At 44.2% G+C, this 24833-nt stretch carries 22 protein-coding genes and 1 other annotated feature; of the genes, 4 read left to right on the top strand and 18 right to left on the bottom strand.

Annotated elements, in window-relative coordinates; genetic code table 11:
- Nucleotides 1-33: 33 nt before the first annotated feature.
- The 9 genes from FAY32_RS10080 to argF all read right to left on the bottom strand — a co-directional run bounded on the left by FAY32_RS10080 (nucleotide 34) and on the right by argF (nucleotide 12290).
- A complete protein-coding gene (locus tag FAY32_RS10080) occupies nucleotides 34-1356 on the bottom strand; it encodes a bifunctional folylpolyglutamate synthase/dihydrofolate synthase (protein ID WP_143463312.1) in 1323 nt (440 codons plus the stop codon).
- Between the two features lie 194 nt (nucleotides 1357-1550).
- Complete coding sequence (locus FAY32_RS10085; protein ID WP_143463313.1) at nucleotides 1551-4217, bottom strand: valine--tRNA ligase; 2667 nt, start codon at nucleotides 4215-4217, stop codon at nucleotides 1551-1553.
- A gap of 69 nt (nucleotides 4218-4286) precedes the next feature.
- Nucleotides 4287-4502 (bottom strand) — a binding site (T-box leader).
- Nucleotides 4503-4525: 23 nt separating this feature from the next.
- Entirely contained in the window at nucleotides 4526-5035 is a 510-nt protein-coding gene (gene tpx, locus FAY32_RS10090; RefSeq protein WP_143463314.1) for a thiol peroxidase, read from the bottom strand.
- 480 nt (nucleotides 5036-5515) lie between these two features.
- Complete coding sequence (locus FAY32_RS10095; RefSeq protein WP_143463315.1) at nucleotides 5516-6574, bottom strand: PTS sugar transporter subunit IIC; 1059 nt, start codon at nucleotides 6572-6574, stop codon at nucleotides 5516-5518.
- 213 nt (nucleotides 6575-6787) lie between these two features.
- Nucleotides 6788-7753: a carbamate kinase gene (arcC, locus tag FAY32_RS10100; RefSeq protein ID WP_143463316.1), complete on the bottom strand. Its 966-nt coding sequence runs from the start codon at nucleotides 7751-7753 to the stop codon at nucleotides 6788-6790.
- 116 nt (nucleotides 7754-7869) lie between these two features.
- Nucleotides 7870-8877: an NAD(P)-dependent oxidoreductase gene (locus FAY32_RS10105; protein ID WP_143463317.1), complete on the bottom strand. Its 1008-nt coding sequence runs from the start codon at nucleotides 8875-8877 to the stop codon at nucleotides 7870-7872.
- Between the two features lie 51 nt (nucleotides 8878-8928).
- Entirely contained in the window at nucleotides 8929-9786 is an 858-nt protein-coding gene (locus FAY32_RS10110) for a dimethylarginine dimethylaminohydrolase family protein (RefSeq protein ID WP_143463318.1), read from the bottom strand.
- A gap of 20 nt (nucleotides 9787-9806) precedes the next feature.
- On the bottom strand, nucleotides 9807-11318 hold the full coding sequence (locus FAY32_RS10115; RefSeq protein ID WP_191988176.1) for a YfcC family protein: 1512 nt from the start codon (nucleotides 11316-11318) through the stop codon (nucleotides 9807-9809).
- Nucleotides 11319-11351: 33 nt separating this feature from the next.
- Nucleotides 11352-12290, bottom strand: a complete 939-nt coding sequence (argF, locus tag FAY32_RS10120) for an ornithine carbamoyltransferase (protein WP_143463320.1) — start codon at nucleotides 12288-12290, stop codon at nucleotides 11352-11354.
- Between the two features lie 195 nt (nucleotides 12291-12485).
- Here argF and FAY32_RS10125 point away from each other — a divergent pair, with 195 nt between their 5' ends.
- Entirely contained in the window at nucleotides 12486-14114 is a 1629-nt protein-coding gene (locus FAY32_RS10125; protein ID WP_143463321.1) for a helix-turn-helix domain-containing protein, read from the top strand.
- A 448-nt stretch (nucleotides 14115-14562) separates the two neighbouring features.
- Nucleotides 14563-15549, top strand: coding sequence for a D-2-hydroxyacid dehydrogenase (locus tag FAY32_RS10130; protein ID WP_143463322.1), 987 nt, complete (start codon nucleotides 14563-14565; stop codon nucleotides 15547-15549).
- 75 nt (nucleotides 15550-15624) lie between these two features.
- Here FAY32_RS10130 and thiI read toward each other — a convergent pair whose 3' ends face one another.
- From thiI to ezrA, 3 genes are all read right to left on the bottom strand, one after another.
- Nucleotides 15625-16842, bottom strand: coding sequence for a tRNA uracil 4-sulfurtransferase ThiI (thiI, locus tag FAY32_RS10135; RefSeq protein ID WP_143463323.1), 1218 nt, complete (start codon nucleotides 16840-16842; stop codon nucleotides 15625-15627).
- Between the two features lie 30 nt (nucleotides 16843-16872).
- The gene (locus FAY32_RS10140) at nucleotides 16873-18018 is read right to left on the bottom strand and encodes a cysteine desulfurase family protein (RefSeq protein ID WP_143463324.1); all 1146 of its coding nucleotides are present in this window, start codon (nucleotides 18016-18018) and stop codon (nucleotides 16873-16875) included.
- 206 nt (nucleotides 18019-18224) lie between these two features.
- The gene (ezrA, locus tag FAY32_RS10145; protein ID WP_143463325.1) at nucleotides 18225-19952 is read right to left on the bottom strand and encodes a septation ring formation regulator EzrA; all 1728 of its coding nucleotides are present in this window, start codon (nucleotides 19950-19952) and stop codon (nucleotides 18225-18227) included.
- A gap of 186 nt (nucleotides 19953-20138) precedes the next feature.
- On the opposite strand from ezrA, the gene FAY32_RS10150 reads away from it, so the two are divergent.
- The gene (locus tag FAY32_RS10150; RefSeq protein ID WP_143463326.1) at nucleotides 20139-20606 is read left to right on the top strand and encodes a GAF domain-containing protein; all 468 of its coding nucleotides are present in this window, start codon (nucleotides 20139-20141) and stop codon (nucleotides 20604-20606) included.
- Nucleotides 20607-20804: 198 nt separating this feature from the next.
- Nucleotides 20805-21410 (top strand): 30S ribosomal protein S4, encoded by a 606-nt coding sequence (gene rpsD / locus FAY32_RS10155; RefSeq protein ID WP_143463327.1) that lies wholly within the window; start codon nucleotides 20805-20807, stop codon nucleotides 21408-21410.
- Nucleotides 21411-21745: 335 nt separating this feature from the next.
- Here rpsD and FAY32_RS10160 read toward each other — a convergent pair whose 3' ends face one another.
- Genes FAY32_RS10160 through FAY32_RS10185 form a run of 6 tightly spaced genes read right to left on the bottom strand, consistent with a single transcriptional unit; the run spans nucleotide 21746 to nucleotide 24831 of the window.
- A complete protein-coding gene (locus tag FAY32_RS10160; protein WP_143463328.1) occupies nucleotides 21746-22798 on the bottom strand; it encodes a GH25 family lysozyme in 1053 nt (350 codons plus the stop codon).
- The gene (locus FAY32_RS10165; RefSeq protein ID WP_143463329.1) at nucleotides 22798-23313 is read right to left on the bottom strand and encodes a hypothetical protein; all 516 of its coding nucleotides are present in this window, start codon (nucleotides 23311-23313) and stop codon (nucleotides 22798-22800) included. Before FAY32_RS10165 ends, FAY32_RS10160 begins: the two co-directional genes overlap by 1 nt.
- A gap of 9 nt (nucleotides 23314-23322) precedes the next feature.
- The gene (locus FAY32_RS10170; protein WP_143463330.1) at nucleotides 23323-23706 is read right to left on the bottom strand and encodes a hypothetical protein; all 384 of its coding nucleotides are present in this window, start codon (nucleotides 23704-23706) and stop codon (nucleotides 23323-23325) included.
- Entirely contained in the window at nucleotides 23696-24133 is a 438-nt protein-coding gene (locus tag FAY32_RS10175) for a hypothetical protein (protein ID WP_225428335.1), read from the bottom strand. The genes FAY32_RS10170 and FAY32_RS10175 overlap by 11 nt, the downstream gene beginning before the upstream one ends.
- Nucleotides 24134-24169: 36 nt before the next feature.
- The gene (locus FAY32_RS10180) at nucleotides 24170-24346 is read right to left on the bottom strand and encodes an XkdX family protein (RefSeq protein WP_143463331.1); all 177 of its coding nucleotides are present in this window, start codon (nucleotides 24344-24346) and stop codon (nucleotides 24170-24172) included.
- Nucleotides 24346-24831: a hypothetical protein gene (locus FAY32_RS10185; protein WP_143463332.1), complete on the bottom strand. Its 486-nt coding sequence runs from the start codon at nucleotides 24829-24831 to the stop codon at nucleotides 24346-24348. Before FAY32_RS10185 ends, FAY32_RS10180 begins: the two co-directional genes overlap by 1 nt.
- Nucleotides 24832-24833 lie beyond the last annotated feature (2 nt).

Raw genomic sequence — 24833 nt, forward strand, 5'->3', positions numbered from 1 at the left:
CCCCTTACGGTTAACTCCGTAAAAGGTGGCAAATTATTCGTCAGTTTCTTTAAAATATTGCCGAACTTCCGAAATAAAGTAGAGTGACCCCGTCAGCAGGACCAAATCATCGGCCGAAATGTTCGCCAGCGCTTCTTTTAAGGCACTCGGCCAATCGGGAGCCATCGTCATTCGCTTGTGTGAAGCTACTGCGTCTTCTAGCGCTTGTGGTGTCGCCGCCGCACGTTTGCCCGGCCCCTGAAATTGGGTCACGATGATGTGCACGTTGGGGACCTGTAATAAGGTCCGCACCATCTTGTCATACTGTTTGTCAGCCAACACCGCCAACACGATATAAATGTCGTGCTGCTTAAAGTGTTGCCGCAACAACTGCACCAGTTCAACCATGGCAGGTTCGTTATGAGCGCCATCAATGGCAATTAGTGGTTCGTTCGTTAACCGTTCAAACCGTCCCGGCCAAGCGGTATGCTTCAATCCAGCACGGATATCGACAATATCATAAGGTAATTCCCGCAACTGATGATACGTGATAAATGCTGTGAGCGCCGTTGCCGCATTGTCAATCTGATATTGACCCAATAAGTCGATCTCCAAATGACGCCAACGACGATCGCCCCAGACGTAGTCAAACCGTTCTCCCCATCCAGATTCGGGCTGGCTCTGAACGTGAAAATCGCGGTCTAATGCCCGCACCGTTGTCTGGTTCTTGGCCGCCGTTTGATCCATCACTGCCAAGGCATCCGGCGTCAAACGACCGCAAACCACTGGTACACCGGGTTTGATGATGCCCGCCTTCTGTGCAGCAATCTTAGGAATCGTATCCCCCAAAACCTTCATGTGATCCATACCAATTGTCGTGATCACAGAGACGGTCGGCTGAATGATGTTGGTTGAGTCGTACAATCCCCCCAGCCCCACTTCCACGACCACCACGTCCACGGGATGACTAGCGAAGTAACAAAACATTAAGGCCGTATCAATTTCAAATTCCGTTGGCCCCTCTTCGGCCAGCTCCTGATCTAACCGCGCCACCACGGGTTGAATCCGGTTGACCATCGTAATCAGATCATCATCACTGATGGGTTGACCATCGGTACTGATTCGTTCGTTAAACCGCGTAATAAACGGTGACGTAAACGTGCCGACTGTCTGCCCTTCCGCCATGAATAAATCACGCAAGAAAGCAACCGTGGACCCCTTGCCATTGGTGCCAGCCACGTGAATCATATTTTTTAACTGCTCCTGTGGATCCCCCAAGATGTGCATGAATTGGCGCATCCGTTTCAACGTAGGCTTCTTCTTAAATCGGTCTCTGCCATGAATAAACTGCAAGGCCTCAGCATATGTTTCTACCAAAATTAAAACCTCCCGACTAATCGCTATTTCTCAGTCTAGCAGATTTTTTCCGCTAGTGAAGTGTTATTTCAGCTTTATCAGCAGCCCACATTCCCGGTCAGCACGTTGAACGGTTTAGTCACAAAAATGATCCAGAAAATCAATCACTGATTTTCTGGATCATTTAAATGACGCCTTCAAGTAAAACTATCTGCTTAAAGTTGTGCTTTGATGTCAGCTAACCGCTGTTGCGTGGCCGCTAACTTCTTTTCATTATCTGCTTGCTTCTCCCGCTCAGCATTGACCACATCTTCTGGGGCGTTGGCCACGAAGCGTTCGTTGCCCAGCTTCTTAGTTGCCCGTTGAACTTCGGCCGTGTACTTGTCAACTTCCTTGTCCAAGCGTTTCACTTCATCGTGAAGGTCGACCAATTCAGCTAACGGAACGGAAACTTCGGCCCCCGTAATGACCCCCGTCATCGCTAACTTAGGTGCAACCAAGTCGGCACCAATTTCCAAGTTCTTTGGGTGAACGAACCGGTCGATATAGTCGCGGTTGTTTTCAAAGACACTGTGAAGTTGGTCGTTGCTGGTCTTGATCTGTAAATCAATTGGCGTAGACATAGGCGCATTGGCTTCAGCCCGAATGTTCCGGACAGCTTTGATCAAGTCAATCAGGCTAGTCATATTGGCTTCTGCGGTGGCGTTATCAAATTCTGGGTGGTCGACTGGGTAAGCCGCCGTTACCAGCGATTGCCCGTCATGTGGCATCGCTTGCCAGATGGCTTCCGTCACGAATGGCATGATTGGTTGTAGCAAACGCAAGGTTTGATCCAAGACGTAGGCTAAGAGGTCTTGCTTGTTCGCCTTAGCCGTTTCATCGTCGCCCATCAAAACTTCCTTACTCATTTCGATATACCAATCACAGAAGTCGTTCCAGATGAAGTTATACAATGCCCGACCGGCTTCACCGAATTCGAACTTGTCAAACATTTCCGTCACGTGCTTAACCGTATCGTTCAAGCGGCTTAAGATCCACTTGTCGGTCAAATCCCATTTGTCAGCAGCAGGCACCACTGGCTTCGTGTTTTCGCCCAAGTTCATAATGACAAACCGGCTCGCGTTCCAGATCTTGTTGATAAAGTTCCAGGCAGCGTCCATCTTGTCATAGCTGAACCGAACGTCTTGACCTGCCGTTGAACCAGTCGACAGGAACCAACGTAACGCATCAGCACCATACTTGTCGATGACGTCCATGGGGTCGATCCCGTTGCCGAGCGACTTACTCATCTTGCGGCCGTCTTCGGCCCGAATCAAGCCATGTAGAAGGACATGTTTGAATGGCTTCTTTCCCGTAAATTCAAGGCTTTGGAAGATCATTCGAGAAACCCAGAAGAAGATGATATCGTAACCCGTAACCAGCGTGTCAGTTGGGAAGTAACGCTTGTAATCAGCGCTATCTTCATCCGGCCAGCCCATCGTGGAGAATGGCCATAAGGCACTGGAGAACCAGGTATCCAAGACGTCAGGGTCTTGTTCCCAATTTTCAATATCCTTAGGCGCTTCCTCATTGACGTAAACTTCACCGGTCTTCTTGTTGTACCAAGCTGGAATTCGGTGGCCCCACCAGAGTTGACGAGAAATAACCCAGTCATGGACGTTTTCCATCCATTGCGTAAAGGTATGTTCAAAGCGCTCTGGCACGAAGTCAACCGCGTTGTCGCCTTCTTGGTTCTTGATGGCGGCTTCTGCAAGAGGCTTCATCTTTACGAACCATTGGGTCGACAGCCGGGCTTCAACTTGTACCCCCGTCCGTTCGGAATGACCTACGGAGTGGACGATTGGGTCAATCTTAATCATCAGCCCCTGTTCGTCCAAGTCAGCAACCATGGCCTTACGAGCATCAAACCGATCCATACCAGCATACTTGCCGGCACGGTCGTTCATGGAAGCATCCTCGTTCATGGTGTTAATCCGTTCGAGGTTGTGACGATTCCCAACTAAGAAGTCATTCGGGTCATGGGCCGGTGTAATCTTAACCATCCCAGTCCCAAAGTTGATATCAACGTATTGGTCGGCGATGATTGGAATCTCACGATTAGCCAAAGGCAGGATAATCTTCTTGCCAACTAGGTCCTTGTACCGGTCATCATCAGGGTTAACCGCAACGGCGGTATCCCCCATCATGGTTTCGGGACGCGTCGTGGCGATTTCAATATAGTGCTTGCCGTTAAACGTATACTCTGGATCTGCAAATGGGTATTTTACGTGGTAGAACGCACCCTTGTCATCTTGGTGAATAACTTCGATGTCAGACAGCGCCGTCCGTGCTTGGGGATCCCAGTTGATGATGTACTCACCCCGGTAAATCAAGCCCTTCTTGTATAACGTGACGAAGACCTTCTTAACGGCGTCGGACAAACCTTTGTCCAAAGTGAACCGTTCACGGGAGTAGTCCATAGACAAGCCCATCTTGGCCCACTGTTTGTGAATGGTGGCGGCGTATTCGTCCTTCCATTCCCAAACCTTGTCGACAAACTTTTCACGACCTAGGTCGTAACGGGTAATCCCCTGTTCGCGTAGTCGAGCTTCGACCTTAGCTTGTGTGGCGATCCCGGCATGGTCCATTCCGGGAATCCAGAGCGTATCAAAGCCCTGCATCCGCTTTTGCCGAATGATCATGTCTTGTAAAGTCGTGTCCCAAGCGTGACCTAAATGAAGCTTCCCGGTAACGTTGGGTGGTGGTAAAACGATGGAATACGGCGTGGCTTTCTTGTCACCACTAGGTTTGAAAACATCTTCGTCAAGCCAAGTTTGATAGCGTCCCGCTTCAACGGCGGTGGGATCGTACTTGGTTGGCATATCGATTTGCTTGTCAGCCATTTGTAATCAGTTCCTTTCTTATCTGCACGAAGTTACGTTTGATGGCACAAAAAAATCTCCATCCTAAAAAATTAGGACGAAGATTTCTTCGCGGTACCACCTAAATTGGGCGTTCATGCCCCACTTAACTTCTTTGTTAACGGAGAGTGCTCCGGTCCGGACTTACTATGGGTTCAGTCCGGCAGCTCGCAAGCTACTTTCACGCTAGTCTGATTCACCGGTTCCCAGCAATCCCGGTTCTCTAGGCAATCTAACTAACGCTACTGACTTGTTCAACGCTACTTTCACATAGTCTACTCAATTTTAGCCTAAAGGTCAACACGTGGGACTAACTTTTCGAGGGCGTTAATAGCAGCCAAGTAATCTGGTTCACTCGATTGTTCCTTGACGATTTGCCGGTAAACAATCTTACCAGTGTCATCAATGATCCAAATCGAACGCGCCAGGTTTCCCAGGTTAGGAACATACAGGCCCATTTCATATCCAAATGACAGTTCTTCATCGGACAACAGGTCAACATTTTCCACACCCTGAGCGGCACACCAACCAGTTTGTTCTGCAATTGAATTATTTGAAATCGTACAGAATTTAGCATCTGGATAATGGTCTGCCTGCTGGGTAAACTTCCGCGTCTGAATGGTGCAAACGGGCGTATCGAGGTCCGGAACAACACTGATCAAAGTCACCTTACCAATTAAATTAGCAGTTTTAACTTTGACATTGTCCTGATCAAACACCTTAAACTTTGGTAACTGATCCCCTACTTCTGGCAAGTCGCCGGAAAGAGAGAATGTATCGCCGAGTCGTGTAACTTCCACGCAGATCAACCCCTTCGAGATATTTATCGGCTCTTCACCGATTAATTGCTTCAATTATCGCGCATTCAGCGGGTGAAAGACAAGCTTTTTGGTAGAAAATACTAAAAAACTAATTGGAGCGTGCAAAATGGTGTTCAGATGCCATCTCAATCATAAAATTCAGAAATTAATTAGCTCATTGTATCGTGCCAAATAGCATTTTGACAGATAAAAGCAGATTTAACGCAAAACAATCGGTCGATCATAACTGTCAATTCATAGCGAAACTCAACCTGTTTTCAAATCCAACAAGTATACGAATATTTCAAGTCTCAAGAAAGCTAAGATAACGTTCAATACCCACGGCATTGAATATCTTTTGCCTCAGTAATGACGATTTAAAATAAATAAACGATAAAAAAGATAAGAAGCAGAACCAAAATTTGGTCTTGCACCTTATCTTTAATCAGAATAATAGACACGTCACAACTTCTTTAGAGGTCAGTCTTCTAAACAGACTACCCAATCGGTCTTTTTCAATAGATTTAGTCTAGGAATCTTTTGAAGGACGTTATAAACAATCATCGAGTAGATAATGGGCATGATAAAGTAAACAATCGCTAACATTGCCAAACGAGACATTGTCGACCCATCCATATACGAGAATGAATTGATAGGCCCCACTGGAAATCCGAACCCAGCAAATTGTGAATCACATTTCAACCGGACCAACGAATCAGTTAACCCTGATAGCATACCCACAAGTGCAATCGGAATCAGCATCCGCGGATGCTTGGCAAAATTAACCAACATCATTTTGACTCCGCCAAAGAACATGACGAGCGGTATCCCCTTCTTATTTGATGTGAAGGTGCCCACAGCAACCATAATAAAACATGAAGTTACACCGACTGCAGCTGCACCACCGGCTACCCCACTAATGCCAATAGCGACGCCTAACCCCACACTCGACAATGGTGTCGATACAATCACAGCGAACGTCATTGCAATCAGCATGCACATCAATGTCGGCTGCAAACTTGTAAACAGTTTTAGCGTCTGGCCAACAACGACTGAAATCAAATGTACATATGTGTACAACCAAGTCCCAATTGCACCAACGACAACACCACAAATAATTGGGTCCCAGAAGATGGCAAAGCTCCCAATATACTTTCTGATCTTACGGGCCACAAAAATAGCAATCGCAATGACTAAAAGCGTATTAATGATATCTCCCATCCCTAGCAGAACAAATTGACCATCTTGATATGACACAGCACCACTAGCCGCTAATGCTGCTAATGAAATACTCGCTTTTTCAACCATCGTGCAGTTGAATTTGTTAGCTGCCAATATCGCTGAGACTACTGGAACTGTATAGACACCTAAGTTAGCAATCGTATCAATATTTCCCCAGAAAACACTATCCGGAGCAAGCCCATTTATAAATGGTGAAATTAAAGCACTCGGCGTCACAGCCGCAACGATAGCAATTGCCATACCCGATAAAATTCGATCCCAAAATTCACGGATGGGTACCTTTTCTGATTCGTCCATTTTCTTCTCCTTTTTGTATAGAGCTGATTAATAAAATGATCAGGATGTACCAGAAGGTCCACAGTGGTACTTTGAAAATAGTAGATTGTGTACACTTTTCCCCTTAAAATAGGTGCACAGCAATGGACGTTACCAGTACTTTAATTATGTCAGAGTTTAAACGTTTTCATTGTTTGACGTGGACAAAAGTGTGGCAAGTATTTACTGAAAAAATTATTCTTTAACGGATACGTAGTCTTTAGTAATAACAGTACCTGTTCCCTGCTCTAAGAAATCACCGATACTTTCAAGCGATGTAATAACTGCCTTGGCATTATGCGTGTTTTCGACAAAGTTCATTGCCGCTTGAACTTTAGGCAACATACTACCTTTTGCAAATTGATTTTCATCAAGATACTGTTGAAGCTCTTCAACAGACACATTTTTCAATGCTTTTTGCGTTGGTTTATTGAAATTCACAAATACATGATCAACTGCAGTTAATATAATCAATACATCAGCGTTGATTTGCTCTGCCAACTTTTCTGAGGCAAAGTCTTTATCAATTACTGCCTCTCGACCCGCAAAACGATTACCGTTGCGAACTACTGGCACACCGCCTCCACCAACCGAAATTGGAACAACGCCGTTATTAACTAAAGTTTCCACTACGTTTGATTCAATCACATTGATTGGTCGTGGTGATGGTACTACCCGCCGATAGCCACGCCCGGCATCTTCAACAAATTTATACTCAGGATGCTCAAGATGTTTTGCTTCGGCAATCTCTTTGGTATAAAAGGGACCAATCGGCTTACTTGGATTTTGAAAGGCAGGATCAGTTTCAGCGACTTCGACTTGAGTTACGATTGTCGCCGTTTCTTTTTTCAAACCCACTTTTTTTATTTCTTCGTTCAAAGCGTTTTGTAACCAATACCCAATGCTCCCTTGAGTCATGGCAACGGCAGTATCAATGGGCATTGCTGGATTGTTTTCAGTACTCCCAGTTGCTTGTTGTAATAGCAGATTGCCCACTTGTGGACCATTACCATGAGAGATAACTAACTCATCTCCATTTTGAATAAACTTCACGAGATAAGCTGCTGTTTTACGTAATGCTGCTTGCTGTGCTTGAGCGGAAGCATCTTGAGATAGAATAGCATTTCCACCAAGTGCTACAACGATTCTCTTTTTGGTCATTTAATATCGCTCCCCTATAAATTGAAAAGGTTATGAAGACCCGAGCTTAGAATGCCGAATCTTCATAACCTCGTTGTAAAACGGTTCCTGCCTAAATATATATTGTCATTGGATGTTCAGACTTTACGCGCGTTATTTTTAGTAACTAATTTGAATACTTTATCTTTGTGTCCAGTAAAATAATCGACAATATTCTGACAAGAAATCCGCTGTAGGTTTTCAATGGCGTCTTGACTATAAAATGCCACATGCGGTGTAATCAAGACATCCTCACGGCCCACTAATGGATGATGCTTAAGATCCGGATTTTCAGTTTCCAATACATCCAACGCCGTCCCCCGAATCTGTCCCTCATCTAGGGCTTGAATCAACGCCTCTTCTTGTAGCTCAACGCCACGCCCCATGTTAATAAAGTATGGGTGCTTCGTCATTTTATCAAACTTACTTTCATTGAAATAACGCTGATTGGTCTCGTTAGAGTTCATATGGTTAGTTATCACATCAGAATTAGCAAGCAGTGTGTCGGGATCTACCAATTCTACAAAGTCAGATACTTTTTCATAATCATTATCACTAACGAACGGATCCGTCGCTAGAATTTGCATCCCTAACCCATGTGCTCGAATTGCGACCGCACGACCAATTTTCCCAAGTCCGACAATCCCTAATGTCATACTCTCTACTCGAGGGTTAGGTTGTTTCAAGTCATAACGCCAAGCATGGTTTTTATCAACATCGGTGACATAACTTTTAAGCTGACGAACCAGTGCTAACATAACCGTAACTGTAAACTCAGCAACATCTTGTGTGCAGTATTCACCGACAGGGCAAACACCGACACCATACTCTTCAGCTAGTTTCAAATCTACATTGTCATAGCCAGTTGCATTAATAGAGATCAGTTGAAGTTTGGGCGCGTGTTCGAAAACTTCACGGTCGATTTTCACAAATGCGGTCAGAATTGCATCAACATCTGCAATCAGCTTTAAGAATTCAGCACGCTTCTCATCACGATACTCATAAACAATGACTTCACAATTTTCAAGTCCATTTTCTAAAATTGATTTTTCTATATCATGACTTTGCATCATAGATTCTTTATAGTCCGTAATTAAAACTTTCATGCTTATCCCCTCGCTTAGGTTCGGTAGTCTTTATTCTGATGTAGCAGACTATTATGGCCGTGAAATAGGGAAAGTCATGCAGTGAGGACCACCACCGGCTTTAAGAATTTGCTGAAGTGGTAATTCAATGACATTTACGCCAGCAGCGCGCAGATCCTTATTGACGGACTTATTATTTTCAATTCCAAGTACCGTGTTATGACCGATTGCTTCAACGTTACAACCATGTTTAAAGACAAGTTCGCTTGGCACATGGATAATATCAAAATGACGACGCTTCAACATCTGAAGGAAGTTGTATGGTAGTTCGTCAGTAGCTGCCAAACAAACCTGTGGGGCAACAATGTTAAAAATCATATCTAGATGAAGGTTAGCTGGTGCCGCGGGAACACCAACAACGGTATAACCAAATTTTGACAATTGATCTCGTAAATTATCCACTCCGGCTTGATCAGTACGGTCAACTTCACCAAAAGCAATAGTATGTTCATCGATCATCCAGAAGTCGCCACCTTCAAAGGTACCCGCATTACATCTAGCAATAATTGGAACACCCAATTCCTTGAGTTTCTTTTCGTAGGCAGCGCTTTCAATTTGACGTACTGGATGACGGAACCGTCCCATGATAGCGCCCTCTTTGACCATACCACCAAAATCACGGGCAAATGTTTCAACTTCCATATCAGCTGAAGGTTCCATTTCAACAACTTCAATACCATTGTCCTTGTATGCGTCAACTAATGACTGCCATTCTTTGACCATCTGATTATTTTCTTCGGATTCGCCTTTGTCCATCCAGCCTTTAGTAATTTCATTGATGGCGTTAAATTTATAATACTTAGGAGAGCAAACTAAAACTTTTTTCAAATCATTAGTTGCGTTAGAAACAAATACTTGATCGTCAGTCATGATGAAATTCCTCCTTAAAGTTATGAAACCTTGAATAAGACCGCAAATACTAGAATTGCGCATGAAACAAGTACGTAAGTCAGAACCATTTTCCAAGTTACTTTAACCCAGGTGCCATAGTTCACGTGAGCCGCCTGAATACAAGTCATTACAATGATTGAAGTTGGCATAATCGATTTTACAATACCCAGGGATAAGTTGAAAATAACTACCATAACGGCTTTTGACACGCCAGCAAACGTGGCTAATGGTGCCATAATTGACATCGTCGCTGCAGCTAGTCCCGTTGAGCTTGGAATAAAACTAGCAAGCACAATATAAACAAGCAAACAAACGATGACAAAAATGATTGCGGGTAAGCTTCCCAATGTCGTTTCGCAAAAATGAGATACAGTTGCTGTAATATTCCCATTTGTCATCAAGACTTGAATCCCACGAGCCAACGGAATGATGAACGCTGTCGATACTAAGCCAGCAGCACCTTTAATGATTGTATCGATAATTTCATCCGTTGAGTAATGCATAATCTTACCAGCAACAAAGGTCATAATGAGTAATAACCCATTAATTTCATTAAAGTACCAGTTACCAAAGGGAACAATATCACTACCGATAATTGAGGATAACACTGGGGTCGTGTTGATAAAATCGGCTAACTGATTGAAGAATATCCAATTCTTATTCAATGAGCTCCAAGGCACTAGTGAAATAATCATAATCACAAAAGTGAGCACAAATACGTAGAACACTTTCCGTTGTTGCGTAGTTAGTGCTGACTCGCCATCATCAGCTGTAAACCGTTTTATATCCTCATCACGCCGCGAAAACTGTGGTGATTTTTCTGGATGGGCTGCAATTTTCTTAGCGTACAAGCAAATCAAAGCAGAAACCATCCCCATTAAAACGATGAAGATCATAAATCGGAAAATGATACCAGCCCCTGGACTGATTCCAGCAATTCCTGATGCGATCCCTGTTGAGAACGGATTAACGACGGATGCCGCACATCCAGCTTGTGTCCCAAAGATAACAATCATTAATGCGACAATTGTATCAAGTCCTAATGATAATACAATGGGCAGGAAGATTAGAAGGTAGACAAAGCCTTCTTCATAGGCACCTTGAACCGTCCCAAAAATTCCCATAATACAGGTAAGTACCGTAATCAGCACATAACTGTTATTTTTATATTTTTGGGCAACACCGCGAAGCGCTATATTGACGGCTTTACTTTTGTCCATCATTTCAAGGAAGCTCCCGAACAACATCACATTCAGGGAAATCGTAATGGCTCCCGTGACTTTAGCATTACCAACCATTCCAATAATTGGTGCTTCGACAATGTCCCAAATTCCTTGATGATTGGCCTTCACAGCATGGTACGTGTGCGCAATAGCATTCCCAGAAGAATCAAGCTTATAGGCGCCACCAGGAATGATCCAAGTTAAGATTGCCACAAAAACTAAAACCAGAAAGATAATCACATATGTGTTGGGCATTTGAAACTTTTTTCTTTTTTTTACTGAATCCATGTCCATGCTCCTATCTCACACAGATTAATGAAATCAGTTCGCGTAGGCTGCAATGATCCCCTTAATTGAGTGCATACGGTTTTCAGCTTCATCAAAAATGACAGACTGTTTGCTTTCAAGTACTTCATCAGTTACCTCTTCACCACGATGAGCTGGCAAACAGTGCATGTAGATAGCTGTTGGTTTAGCTAATTTCATTGCTTCGGTATTAACCTGATATGGTTTAAAAGCGGCTTTAAGTGTTGCAATCTCCTCATCAGTTTGGCCCATACTGTACTCGGCATTACCATAAACGATATCGGCGCCCTTCATGGCACTTTCGAAGTCTTGTGTAATTTCAATGTGTGCCCCGGTGACCTTTGCTCGCTTCTGAGCTTCATCGACCATCATTTGATTAGGCTCAATACCTGCTGGACAAACAACAGACATATCCATGCCCAAAGTAGCTGCAAAAATCATAGTCGTGTAGCAAACGTTGTAAAGATTACCAACGTAAGTTAGTTTTAAGCCCTCATATTTTCCAAACTTCTCTTTGATCGTCATCATATCGGCAATCCCTTGCGTCGGGTGAGCAATATCAGTTAAGCCATTAATAACTGGGGCTTTCATCCACTTTGAGCACTCTTCGACAATCTCATGTCCAAAGGTTCGAATGAACAAGCCATCATACATACGATCTAAAACCCGACAGGTATCCTTTAAAGGTTCGCCGCGGCTCATTTGAAGCTCATCTGGGCGTAGATAAGTAACGGTAATTCCTAAATCGGCCGCGGCGCGTTGAAATGCATTCCGCGTACGTGTACTGTTCTTTTCGAACAATGCTGCCCATACCTGGCCTCTGAAATAGTCATGAGGTTCACGATTAATGAACTTCTGCTTGAAGTTGAGCGATGAATCGGTTAAAAATTCGATTTCTTCACGGTTTAGATCTTTAAAGGCTAAGAAATCTTTTCCTTTGAACTGATTGCGCATAACTAACACTCCTTTTGAATTGGTTGTTTAACTTACAAGTAGATAATACTAAGGAATGGCATTTCAAGGTACTGTACTTGAGCACACTATTCAAGCGCTTACATTGTGATACAATACAGTTGCTATCTATAAAAATAATCTTCACGGTTTTAAGCGACACATAACCTGTTAAGAACTATAAGTGAGGTATTTCTAGTGAACTACAACATTAACGTCAGCTTCTTTTTACGCCATCCTGTATTTAACTATGCAGATACTTACCTTACCCGACCGGGTGGTCAACGTGAAATAAGTACTTGTACCATCATGGATATCGGTAATATTGCGAACTGGTTAAATCCCAATGAAGCTGTAATTGTCGGCGAACGTACCAATACTTGTTTAACGGACGACTTTATCGAAAAACTACATACTCGAGAAATTTCCTGTCTAATTTCAAAAAAGAAATTCAAAAAAAATTTTACGGAAAGAGTCATTCAGCAATTTCATAAATACGATATTCCACTCATCTTCGTAACCGATAATTATGCTTGGAGTGCCATTATCAAAGCCTTTCAAGATTCCCAATTTAAACTTTACAATCGAGAAAGAAACGACCAAGAAAAATTCCATGCAAAAGTGATTACATCGTTCAACAAATCTGAGTTAGGTGTCGCCACGATGTTTCAAAAAGATACGGGTGCTTCACTGGCTATCGTTGATCCTGCCGGCAACCTAATTAGTGCGTCTGCCGATACTGACTGGACTCTAATTATTCAAAAACTAAACGAACATAACTTCATTAGTGAGAACGGCATCAATAAGCAGATGTATCTTCAACACATAGCAGAATTGCCCAGTAGAAAAGATGTCTGGATTAATCCGTTATTCTATAAACAACATCTGATTTACTATGTATTATTGATACTCCCTAAGGAGACCGACCGTATCTCTAAGTCCATAGCTACTAAATTAAAAATTCTAACTAAAATTATTATCGAAAAAACTGAATTACAACAGGACCTACTTTCTGAACATCTACTTCGATTGAACGAACTATTTCAAAATTTACGCAATGATAATTTTGAAAATCCCGAAGGCTTGGCGGCACTACAATACTTATCTGGCAATAGACTTGGTAACGAACTTCGAGTTATTGTTTTAAGTAACAATATTTCTCGAAAATCAATTTGGGATGATAACGCTATTAAAATTCAAGCTGCAATCAATCATACTATTAGCCAGCAGTTCACTGGTATTACAGCTTACAGTAATAAATCTTGGTTTATTATTACTGATGCAACCAAAAGTGTGTTGATGGCACAATTGCCAAAATTACTGAAAAATTTAGATCAAAGTTATTCTAAGTACCGCTTTCAAGCCGGTGTCTCTCAGCAATACAGAGCCAATAATTTAAATCGGTGCTTTAAAGAAGCTGTTGGTGCATTACAATACTTAAAAAACAATCATTTTCGCTCTGATATTAAGCACTACTCAGAATTAGGTATTGACCAACTGTTTTTAGATGACGATTATCAGCTTAATGAATATTATGTCAATAACATGATTCGCACGTTCATTCAGCCACTACATCAGCATGATATTAAGTTTCATTCTGAATTACTAAAAACCTTAGATTGTTATATCAACAATGATTTTTCACTCACTAAGACTAGCGCTGAGTTATTTATTCATAAAAATACGCTACGCAACCGAATTAATAAAATCAAAGAATTAATTGGTAGCAATCATGACGATTTTTGGTTAAACCTTCAGATCAGCTATCGCTTATACCAACAGGGGCTTGGCGAAACAGCATTAATATCACGAATCAACATAAAATAAAAATACTATGATACAAGTCTTGTACCGACTAATTATTAGCTTGGAAAGTTCTACCCAAAGAATAACTACCAGCTTAAAGTTCCTGTTATACCATATTTTCTGTCCCCCACAAGCTTTAGATTTCATCACTGATACTTAACGCCCATTTCTCTAACCAAAATTGAAATTTCTATCCAAATATCAAAAGCGAGGTCGCCAACCACTGCCGACCCCGCTTTTACGTTATCCTTTATCCAGCCGCAACTGCCTTAGCAATTGCAACGCTAACGTCTGCTTGTTTTCTTGTCACCGACTGAACGTCCGCACACTTATGGCTATTAACCGACTTAATAACGCCTGATAGTAATGAATTTAACCAAAATCTACCTTGTGACTTGCGTTTTTCCTCCCTCCTGTAGTTCAATTGAAGTTAAGAAAGCGGTTTAATTTTAAATAGGAGGCTTTTATTTTGAAACTATTTTGTTATGGTGTCATCAATGTTGAGGAACCCTATGCCAAGGCCTGGGGTAAGGCCAATAACGTCGAAGTCGGGACTACCAGTGAAGCACTCACCGCAGCGACTGCCGGCCTAGCGAAGGGGTATGACGGTGTCTCCTCCAAAGGTATCTCACCAGTCACTGAGGAGGCCTACGCCACCTTTGAAAAATTTGGCATTAAACAACTGGCCATTCGTCAGGTCGGTGTCGATAATCAAGACCTCAAGGCTGCCAGCAAGCACGGGATTACACTGACCAACGTGGCCTCCTATTCCCCACGCGCCATTGCCGAAATGGGGTTGACGCAAGCCATGTACCTGTTGCGCCACATTGGTGAGTATCAAACGCGCATGACCGCCGGCAACTTTACCTGGGACGCCTCTACCGTTAGCACTGAAATCTTCAACTGCACGGTTGGGCTGATTGGTGCCGGGCACATTGGCGGGGCTACCGCACAAATTTACAGTGCACTGGGCGCCAAGGTTTTAACCTACGACCCCTTCTACGATGCGGCTTTGGAACCTTATACGACCTATACTGACTTGGACACGATTCTGCAGGAAGCTGACATTATTTCGCTGCACACCCCACTCTTGCCTTCAACTAAAAACATCATTGATGCTGCTGCGCTGAAGAAGATGAAGTCAAACGCCATCCTAATTAACATGGCTCGTGGTGAATTGATCGACACGCAGGCCCTCATCGATGCCCTCAAATCAAAGGAAATTGCCGGTGCTAGACTAGATACGCTGGCTGATGAAGTTGGCTTCTTTGATCGCAATAAACCATATGCCGAAACACCGAAAGACTTCCAAGAACTAAACGCCATGCCTAACGTGATCATCACGCCTCACGTGGCCTTCTTTACCAAGCTGGCCGTCAAGAATGGCCTGGAAATTGCGCTTAACGATGCCAAGACCATCATTGACGGTGGTCATAGTCGTCACGCGGTTAACTAAATTTCAGTATGCAAAAAGGCCTGTGCAAAATTTTGCACAGGCCTTTTTCGTAATTTAGATTATTGCCGTCATAACCTACAGCAACTCTGCAAACACATCTTCATTTTGGTTCAGGTAGTTGTCCCCAGGTCGGATTTCAGTAATGGTAATCCCATCGAGTGCTTCCTTCATCAACCCGTCAACATCAATGTAACCTTCATACTTCCGCGACTTTTCCAAGTCTGGATGCGTCTTGGGTGCTGGTGGCGTGAAAATCGTACAACAGTCTTCGTATGGCAAGATGGACAAGTCATAGGTGTCGATATTTTCGGCAACTTTGATAATTTCCGTCTTATCCATCGACAAAAGTGGCCGCAGAATTGGCATAGACGTCACATCATTGATGGCCGCCATACTCTCCAACGTTTGTGATGCCACTTGGCCCAGTGATTCGCCGTTGAAGATTCCTTTGGCATGTCGCTTCTCCGCAATCGCTGCCGTCAGCCGTAGCATCAAGCGGCGTTGCACCGTCATCAGGTAGCCTTCGGGAACTTTTTCCTTAATGGTTTCCTGAATCTTAGTGAATGGCACTTGAATGAATTGAATCCCACCGGAATAACCGGCTAAACGCGCGGTCAATTCCTTCGCCTTGGCCAACGCCTGTTCAGACGTATATGGCGGACTAAAGAAGTGGACCATATCAATTTTAACGCCCCGTCGTAAAGCATAGTAAGACGCAACCGGTGAGTCGATTCCACCAGAGAGCATCATTACTGCCTTGCCACCAGTCCCAACGGGTAACCCGCCGGCACCTTGAACCGTTTCACCGGATAAGAAGACTCCGTTCATCCGCACTTCGACCCGTAATTCCAAGTTGGGATGCTTCATCTTAACGGTCAGTTCAGGAATGTTTTCGAGTAGGGTACTTCCCAAGATTTCATTCATCTGGTAAGTGTCATATTCGAATTCCTTGTCTTGTCGCCGCGTGTTGATTTTAAAGGTCATACCTGGTTTGAAAGCTTCCTTGACCATGGCCACGGCCGTTTCCTTGATTGCATCGATATCCTTTTCGACCTTGACCGAAGGCGAGAAGTTTTCGATACCAAAGACACCCTTCAACCGGTTCATAACGGCTTCAGAATCTGCCCCATTTAATGTCACATGTAAGCGGTCGTGTTGTGCTTTGACTTCAATACCCTCAAAAGTACTGAGCGCCTTGCGGACGTTTTGGCCCAACTGCTTGATGAAGTCTTTCTTATTCTTACCCTTCGTCGACAGCTCGCCGTAACGGACCATAATTTCGCTGTATTCCATTGCGCGACCCCTTTCGTTTGCTAGTTACTTTTAGTTTAATTTTGCAAATTGCGTGTATAACTCGTCAAACACGCGGTTGAATTCTTCGGCTTCAGCCATGGTATTGTGTTCATCTAAGGAGATGCGCACGGCACTCGTGGCGATACCATCATCGATTTTCATCGCTTGTAACGTGCTGGATTCCACATGTTTCTTCGAGGAACAAGCACTCGTTGTAGAAATGTAAATATCGTGTTCCTCAAAGGCGTGCACGATAGTTTCTCCCCGGACACCAGCGATGGCAAAGCACAGAATGTGCGGTGCAAAGACCGGTAAGTCCTTGGAGAAAATCGTAACGTTCGGAAACTTTTCGACGTGATGTAAAATCGCCAAGCGAATCTCACGTTGCCGGTTGACCTTGGCTGCTTCATTATCAAGCAACAGGCGTAAGGCCTTGGCCATCGCAGCAATGGCCGGTAGGTTTTCAGTTCCGGAACGGAGATTACGCTCTTGACCCCCACCAGCCATCAGTGGGTCCAACTTGCGCCCCTGACGTTTATACATAAAACCGATTCCCCGAGGTGCGTGGAACTTGTGACCAGAGAACGTGACAAAATCGACCCGATCGTTAAAAATCTTGTCTGCTAATCCCTTGCCGATTCCCTGAACAGCATCAATATGCCAATGAATCCGCGGGTAGTCACGCAAAACAGCCGCAATCTCATCAAGTGGCTGAACGGCGCCAATTTCGTTATTCACAGCCATCGTGGATACTAAAATCGTCGATGGTTTGATGGCAGCTCGCAAATCTTCTGCGGAAACTCGGCCGTTCTCATCAACTGGTAAATAAGTGACTTCAAATCCCAGTTGCTTGAGTTGCTCCATGGAATTGTGGACCGCCGGATGTTCGACTTCAGTCGTGATCAAGTGATTGCCAAATTCCCGCTTAGCCATGGCCGTTCCCTTGATGGCCCAGTTGTCACCCTCAGTACCACCACTCGTAAATAGGATTTCACTGAGCTTGACGCCTAATAAATCAGCGATCTGTTGCCGAGACTGTTCAAGCAAGTTAAAAGCTTGTTCTCCAAACTTATGTAAGCTTGAAGGGTTACCCCAGTAATTCGCACTGACCTTTGCATAAGTATCAACGACTTCCGGCGCAGCCTTGGTCGTTGCACTGTTATCAAAATAAATCATACAGAACCCTCTTATCTCTTTTCTATTGGTTCGACTCCGATAGAAATTCTTTCTCATTATAAACACAAACTTTACGAACCACAAGTGGCGCGACCTAAATCTCATGGTTTTCTGGCGTATTTTCACCTGCATTCAAAAACTAAGACGGGCGTTACGTTAGGCGACTAGTTGCCTAACGTAACGCCCGTGTTCACTTTTAATTCAATCTAGTCATCGTCTCGTTTGGGTTTAGCCGTGCCCTTGCGTTGGTAGTAGGCATCTTCTAGCCGTTTGTAGGAACCCGGTTCGACGTCATCCAGAACCGTGGCGATGGTTTCCAGTGCCTGCGCATACTGATGATCCTTTTCAAATAGATCCGCAGCCTTTTTGCTGGCCTCGGCAACATTCTCGTGGCTGGTCTGGTAGCGGTTCGCGTACTGGAGCAGTTGCTCTGCCAATTGCGCACTGTCCATCAAATCATCCGTTTTTTCCTGCAAGGTGTCCAGATCCGTTTGGATAATCAATAATTGCTTGGTGATTCGTTCCATATCAATCTGTGGTTGGTCCATGTCGGTCGCTAGTTGCGCCACCTCATCGCGAACCACAAAGAAGTAATCCAAGTAATCCTGAGGAATCCCAGGAAGGTTTAAATTCTCCACTTGGCGTCGTAAACTATGTAGATTGAAATCGAATTGTTGCAGGGTATCACGTGCTTGGCGTTCTTCATCAGCCAACCCCGCCACACTGTTTAAGATCTGTGCTTGTTGTTCTTCAATTTGTTTCAGGTCTTTTTCCTGTTGCTTTTGATGGTCTAAAACGTGCGAGTAAGTCGCCGTCTTCCCAGTCAGGTCTTGCACATCACGTTGATAAATACCATCGATAGCCCGTAACTGTTCATTCAGTTCACGCGCTGTCTCCAGTTCTTGATGATCCAACGTATAATTTTGACTAAGGCGATCTAACTCACTGAGCAACGTGTGGCTCTGGTTTTGCGCGTGCGCAATAAACTTAGCCACGCCGTCCAGATTCGCTTCGACGGGATCCTTCGCATCAATCTCTGTTTGCATCAGATCATAGAGCTGGTCAATTTGGGCGGAAATTCGGTCATTGACGACCTTTGCATCGTCTGGTCGTAATTTGCTTAGCGTTTCTAAGTTTTCACTGATGTGGTCGGCCACCTGTTGGATCATTTCGGGAATATTTTCATCACCAAATTGATAGTGATCAGCCGTCAACTGTTGATAGCCACCCTTTAATTCCTTAACTTGATCGGGATAAATGACGGTCAAATCTTTGTACAGGGGCGGGATGGCCTTGATGAGGTCTTCAAGATCGGCCGTATCATCCTGTAATTGGCTCAACACATCTGCGGCCCGTTCGTGGTCCCCTGATTGGGTCAACCGCGTAAACGTGTCGAAGTTATCTTCTAATTGACTGAGTCGCTCTTCGAGGCCATCAATGCTAGGGCCAAACGCAAAGTTCTTCGCCAACAGCGTCTTCCGCAGGTCCTGGTATTTTTGCTCCAGGTCGTGCACCGCTTGCCGGTGTTGCTTGTCGACCTCTTGTAAGGCAGCTAATTTTTCCTGAACAGCTTGCACACGTTCATCCGTTTGGTTAACCAATTCAACTACCTTATTGAGGTCACGACGTAGGCCCACCAAATTAAGTCCCCGCGAATCTTCAGTCAGCTTTGCCAACTGCTGGTCGATCCGGGTAAACCGGTTCTCAGTGATGTCCGTAAAGTCCGCCTGCAACTGTTCGTATTGTTCCAACGATTGTCCGGTCAGACTTAATTGACCGACGAGCTTAACCTCGTCAGCTAGTGGAATTGCCACCATCGTTTCTTTTTTAGCGGTTAACGCCGCCACTTGTTGTCGTATTCGTTGCTGGTAAACGAGTACGCCGACGTAGATGATAATCGCCACGACGACGACTCCGATTAGAACACCTAACATTTTGACCCCATCCTTCATCCGCTTTTAAACGTTTAACGAGTTGCAAAATAACTCGGTTCATTTTACAATTTAATCTAATTTCGATTATAGCATAAGTCACACGTACGCTTCACTAGGTTTTCATGATTACCTTAACCTTTTTTCCTATATTCAATTACTAAAATCATCCACAGGAGGTCTTTTTAAATGAGTGATTCAATTAATCCTTTAATCACCGAACAACTTGACGCGCTCTTACACGGAGAAACCAACGTCATTGCCAACTTGTCAAATGCATCAGCATTGTTGAAACAAACCCTGGATGATGTCAATTGGGCTGGCTTTTATTTGTACCAACCGGAAACTAATGATCTGATCTTAGGCCCCTTCCAAGGTAATGTTGCCTGCATGCACATTGAAAACAATCGTGGTGTCTGTGGCACGGCTCTGGCCACACAAGAGACCCAACGCGTAGCCGATGTCCATCAGTTTGCCGGCCACATCGCGTGTGACTCCGCCAGTAATGCAGAGGTAGTCGTCCCCTTAACGACGGCGACTGGTAAATTTGGGGTCATGGATATCGACTCCCCTAGCAAAGACCGTTTCTCGGCGGATGACCAGGCCGTTTTAGAGGAATTTGCCCGCGTTTTGTTGAAACACATTGACAAAGACTAGCCATTCAGGTTACACTAGTGTTTGTGTAAAATAATGCAGCGATAAGTGGTAAGCTCGTCAACAGATTGTTGCCGTTCAATTGGTTCAGGAAGTAACCTGCGGCTGCATACGGTGAAACCTGCAAAGCAACCTGCACGAATACTAAACTTATATACAGCTTATTTTACTCCAAATAATATTTTATTGGAGGAACTATCTATGTCTCGTTACACTGGCCCAAGCTGGCGTATTTCCCGTCGTTTAGGGGTATCCCTTTCCGGCACTGGTAAAGAATTAAACCGTCGTCCTTACGCACCTGGTGATCATGGTCAAGGTCGTCAAAAGAAGCTTTCTGAATACGGTACGCAATTGCGTGAAAAGCAAAAGCTCCGGTTCACTTACGGCATGACTGAACGTCAATTCTACAACTTGTTCAAGCGTGCCGGCAAGATCAAGGAAGGTACCCATGGTACTAACTTCATGATCTTACTCGAACGTCGTCTGGACAACGTGGTTTACCGTTTAGGTTTGGCAACGACTCGTCGTCAAGCTCGTCAATTGGTTAACCATGGTCACATCACTGTTGATGGCAAGCGTGTCGACATTCCTTCATACGAAGTTGAAGTTGGCCAAGTTGTCTCAGTTCGTGAAAAGTCCAAGGACATGACTGTCATCAAGGGCGCTGTTGAAGCTGTTGTTGGTCGTCCACAATACGTCCAATTCGACGCTGACAAGCTGGAAGGTTCCCTTACCCGCTTACCACAACGTGAAGAATTAGATGCAGAACTCGACGATTCTCTTATCGTTGAATACTACAACCGTTAAAAAAGGTGAGGTTTTGCCTCTTCCTATGATGTCTACAAACGGCGTCATTACGGCATTCTTAAATTTAGTCAATCCCACGATTTCCATTGTTTTCCACCATTCTGTGGTAAGTTTGTGGTAAGTTTAGGGCAGTGCTAAATATATAGAAGTAAAAAGCATCTCCTTCGGGAGGTGCTTTTTTATTGTCTTCAGAAAGAAATCGACGGAAATACACCTTTTTCAACAAAGTGTAAACACCCCCATGCGATGTTAATAGTTTGCCTTTTTCTCGAAAAAATGACAACATAAAAAGGGCCACCCCGCACAATCGCGAGGTGACCCAAGTTGTCTCTATTCTACTTAACAAAACTGTTAATCAACTTGTTTCCGCTGATGTACATGCCATTGCTTAACTTGATTCGTGTAGCATTACCATCCTTTACAACTTTTTGAACATCAAAAGTCGTTCCTGCTGGCCACCAGTCGACTACATGATGTAATGACTTGTCTTTATACCGATGTGTGCCGCGAACGGACTTAACTCGCTTCGTTTTTCCACCGGCAACATAATAAAGACGATTTACGTAGGCCTCATTTGCAGTAATGTACAGACCATTTGCAAGTTTGAACCGTGTCACCTTTCCATACTTAATCAGTGATGCAACTTCAAATACGGTGTGCGCTGGCCAATTGTCTACTGGATGTTTAAATTCTTTGTCCTTATACCGCTTAATCTCAGTTCGAGCATAAATAACTTTAGGATTGTAGTCATAATAGACAGCCTTTTTTGGCTTAGCTACTTTTGCAGCTGATCCATAGTAATAATCTGAATACATTTGGCTAACATCAATTCCACCATAGACTCCGGGGAACTTGTGTGTAGAACTCCACTGCCAGCCATTATAGGACTTGTACATATTCATACCGCTAGGATTACTGGGATAATTGGCAATCCAACCGCCTCTGCCAGAATTATTTAGTGGCATTGAATTCGTCCAGCTTCCCATCGTATAAACATCGGTCTTCGGATAGCCCATTCGCTTAACCTCTTTTACCCATGCATGGATAATGGCTGCGTTAGTTGCCCAACCCTTGTTATTGGATTCAAAATCCAAAACGATTACGCTATCCTTCCCTAGTCCTGCCATCAAGGCACAACGAGTTGCCATTTGAGCCTCTGCCCGTGCACCCGCTACTGTCGTAAACCGAGCAAAGTGATATCCGTTTACGTGTAGTCCGGCCTTAACAGCATTTGCAACGTTGGTCTTCGCAGTTTTATCTGTAAAGTAGGTACCTTCAGATGTTTTCTGAACAATTGCCTTAACACCATACTTTATCATTGACTTGTAGTTGGCTACAGTCATATACCCATTGTTATTGGAAATGTCGACCATATCAAGACGTGGCATTAAGCGTTACCTCCCTCCACTGGAATAGTCGTATCCGGAACATCAAGAGGCGCTGGATTATCGCCCTTCTCAGATTCATTTGCGGCCAACTGTACCTGCTTTTGGGCGAACGCTTCTTCTGTAGACGTCAGAGCATCATCATATTTAGCCTGTTTTTCTTGTGCGACGGTATTTTTAGTGCTTAACAGCTGATAAGCTTTTTCAATTCCAGCTGAAACTAAATTAGGATCAATATCATGACCAAACACTTCTAGCTGACCAGTCACTTGTGAAATAGCTCGTTGGCGTTTTTCGTCATTTGGCAACTCATACTTTGTAGACAGTTCTGACACTGCATTCATAGCCAACTGATCGAGTAAAAGCAATACTTCACGTTGACGAGAAGTCTTTTGCAGTTCGATCTTATGCTTCAACGCGGGATTAATTCGAGTGAACCATCCAATGAATGCCACAATGATAATTCCCAGCAGACCAGTGTCATTCAATAAGTTAAAAATTTTAACCCAATTATTCATGTTTTCCTCCTATAAGCGGCCATACCGTTTTCGATAAGCCTCATTTTCTTTTTCCAGTGCTGCATTCCGTTGATTAAGTTGCTCGTTCTGTTGTTTGAGCTGTTCGTTCTCACGAACCTTCAAAGCAATCTGTTGATTGAGTTCTTGCTCCATGGCATCCTTTTTCGCACCAAGTACTGCTAAATCATCGCTGAACTTTTTTCGGTCGGCTTCCCGATCACTACGAAGTTGCTCGTTGTCTTGCTTGACTTGTTCCATAATGTAAGCTTCAAGTTGCTGCTGAGTTTTGCCAGCCTCTCGATTGTCTACCCGTTGTCCGTGAATGGCGGAAAATACAGCCACAATCAAGGCACCAATCGCACCTAGAAATCCGACCCAATTACTAGCGCTCACGATGGTCACCTCGCATCAAAGTGCTGAAAAGAAGCACCAAAGTTAGAAGTGCAAAAATCCAGGTCAAGTTGAACCGTGAATCAAACAGTCCCCGAACTGAGAACGCCACTGTAATGGCTCCGAATGCTGGAGAAAGAGCCACCATTCCCCAATCTCTTAACTTACGATGACAGAACATCGTGCCGTAAAGGATGATTACCCCGCAACCAATCAACCACAAGGCAAACCACCAGTCGTCTGCAAAACCAAAAATGACTTGCTCCAGATGTGGTGGTGGAGGTGGCGGCGTCACCCTCGGATCATCAAGATAACCTTGGTGAAACCAAACGTATAGCCCACCGATGAGTGAAAATAGCCCAAAGAAGAAATGATTCCAGTGTCTCGTTATTTCTTGCCAAGGATTACTATCATCAGGAAATTTCAGCATCTTATCACCCCTTTCATTTCAAATTAAAAGCACCTGCTACTTGGCGGCATCTGTCGCGGTAGTTGGTGCTTCGTAATCCTTGCCAGTAATTTCCTTATACTGATCAGCGGTAATGGTCCCTAGTGGAACGTAGGTGGCTAAGAATGAATCTGTCATGAACAATTTCCCCCAGCTATATTGCATCTTTAACACATCAAAATTTGGATAGAACATTATTTTCCCTCCTTAGCATCAGTTGTGGATGTGACTTGACTAGCTTGGTTCTGTGCCATAACTTGCGAGATTTGAACCAGCATTTGTTTCATTTGTGTTTGGTCGGAAGCCGACTGAGCCTGTGCCTGACTAGCCTGAATAAGCATTTGCTGTAGCTGTGGAACAACAGCAGCAGTCGTCTGTAAGCCCTCAATCGTCTTATCCTGCTGGTCGATGGTGTCTTGCTGGTCCTTGATGGTGCCAGCTTGGTCAGCCACCTTCATACGCAAGACGGCCTCAGAGTGCGATGGCAGGCCTTCTGGAGCTCTGAAGTCTCCACTGGCGTCCCAATAGTATTTCTTCCAGTTTTCCAACAGATACCCAGCCTCATAGCCATACAGTGTAACGGCAACTAAGCCGTCTGCCGCCTCCGTTGCCGGTTGCTCAGCGACAAAATTGTCGTCGCCCTTCTTTAGATAGTACGTGTAGCGTGTATATGTTTCCATGT

It is taken from the genome of Levilactobacillus enshiensis, assembly GCF_007115095.1.
Taxonomy (GTDB): Bacteria; Bacillota; Bacilli; order Lactobacillales; family Lactobacillaceae; genus Levilactobacillus; species Levilactobacillus enshiensis.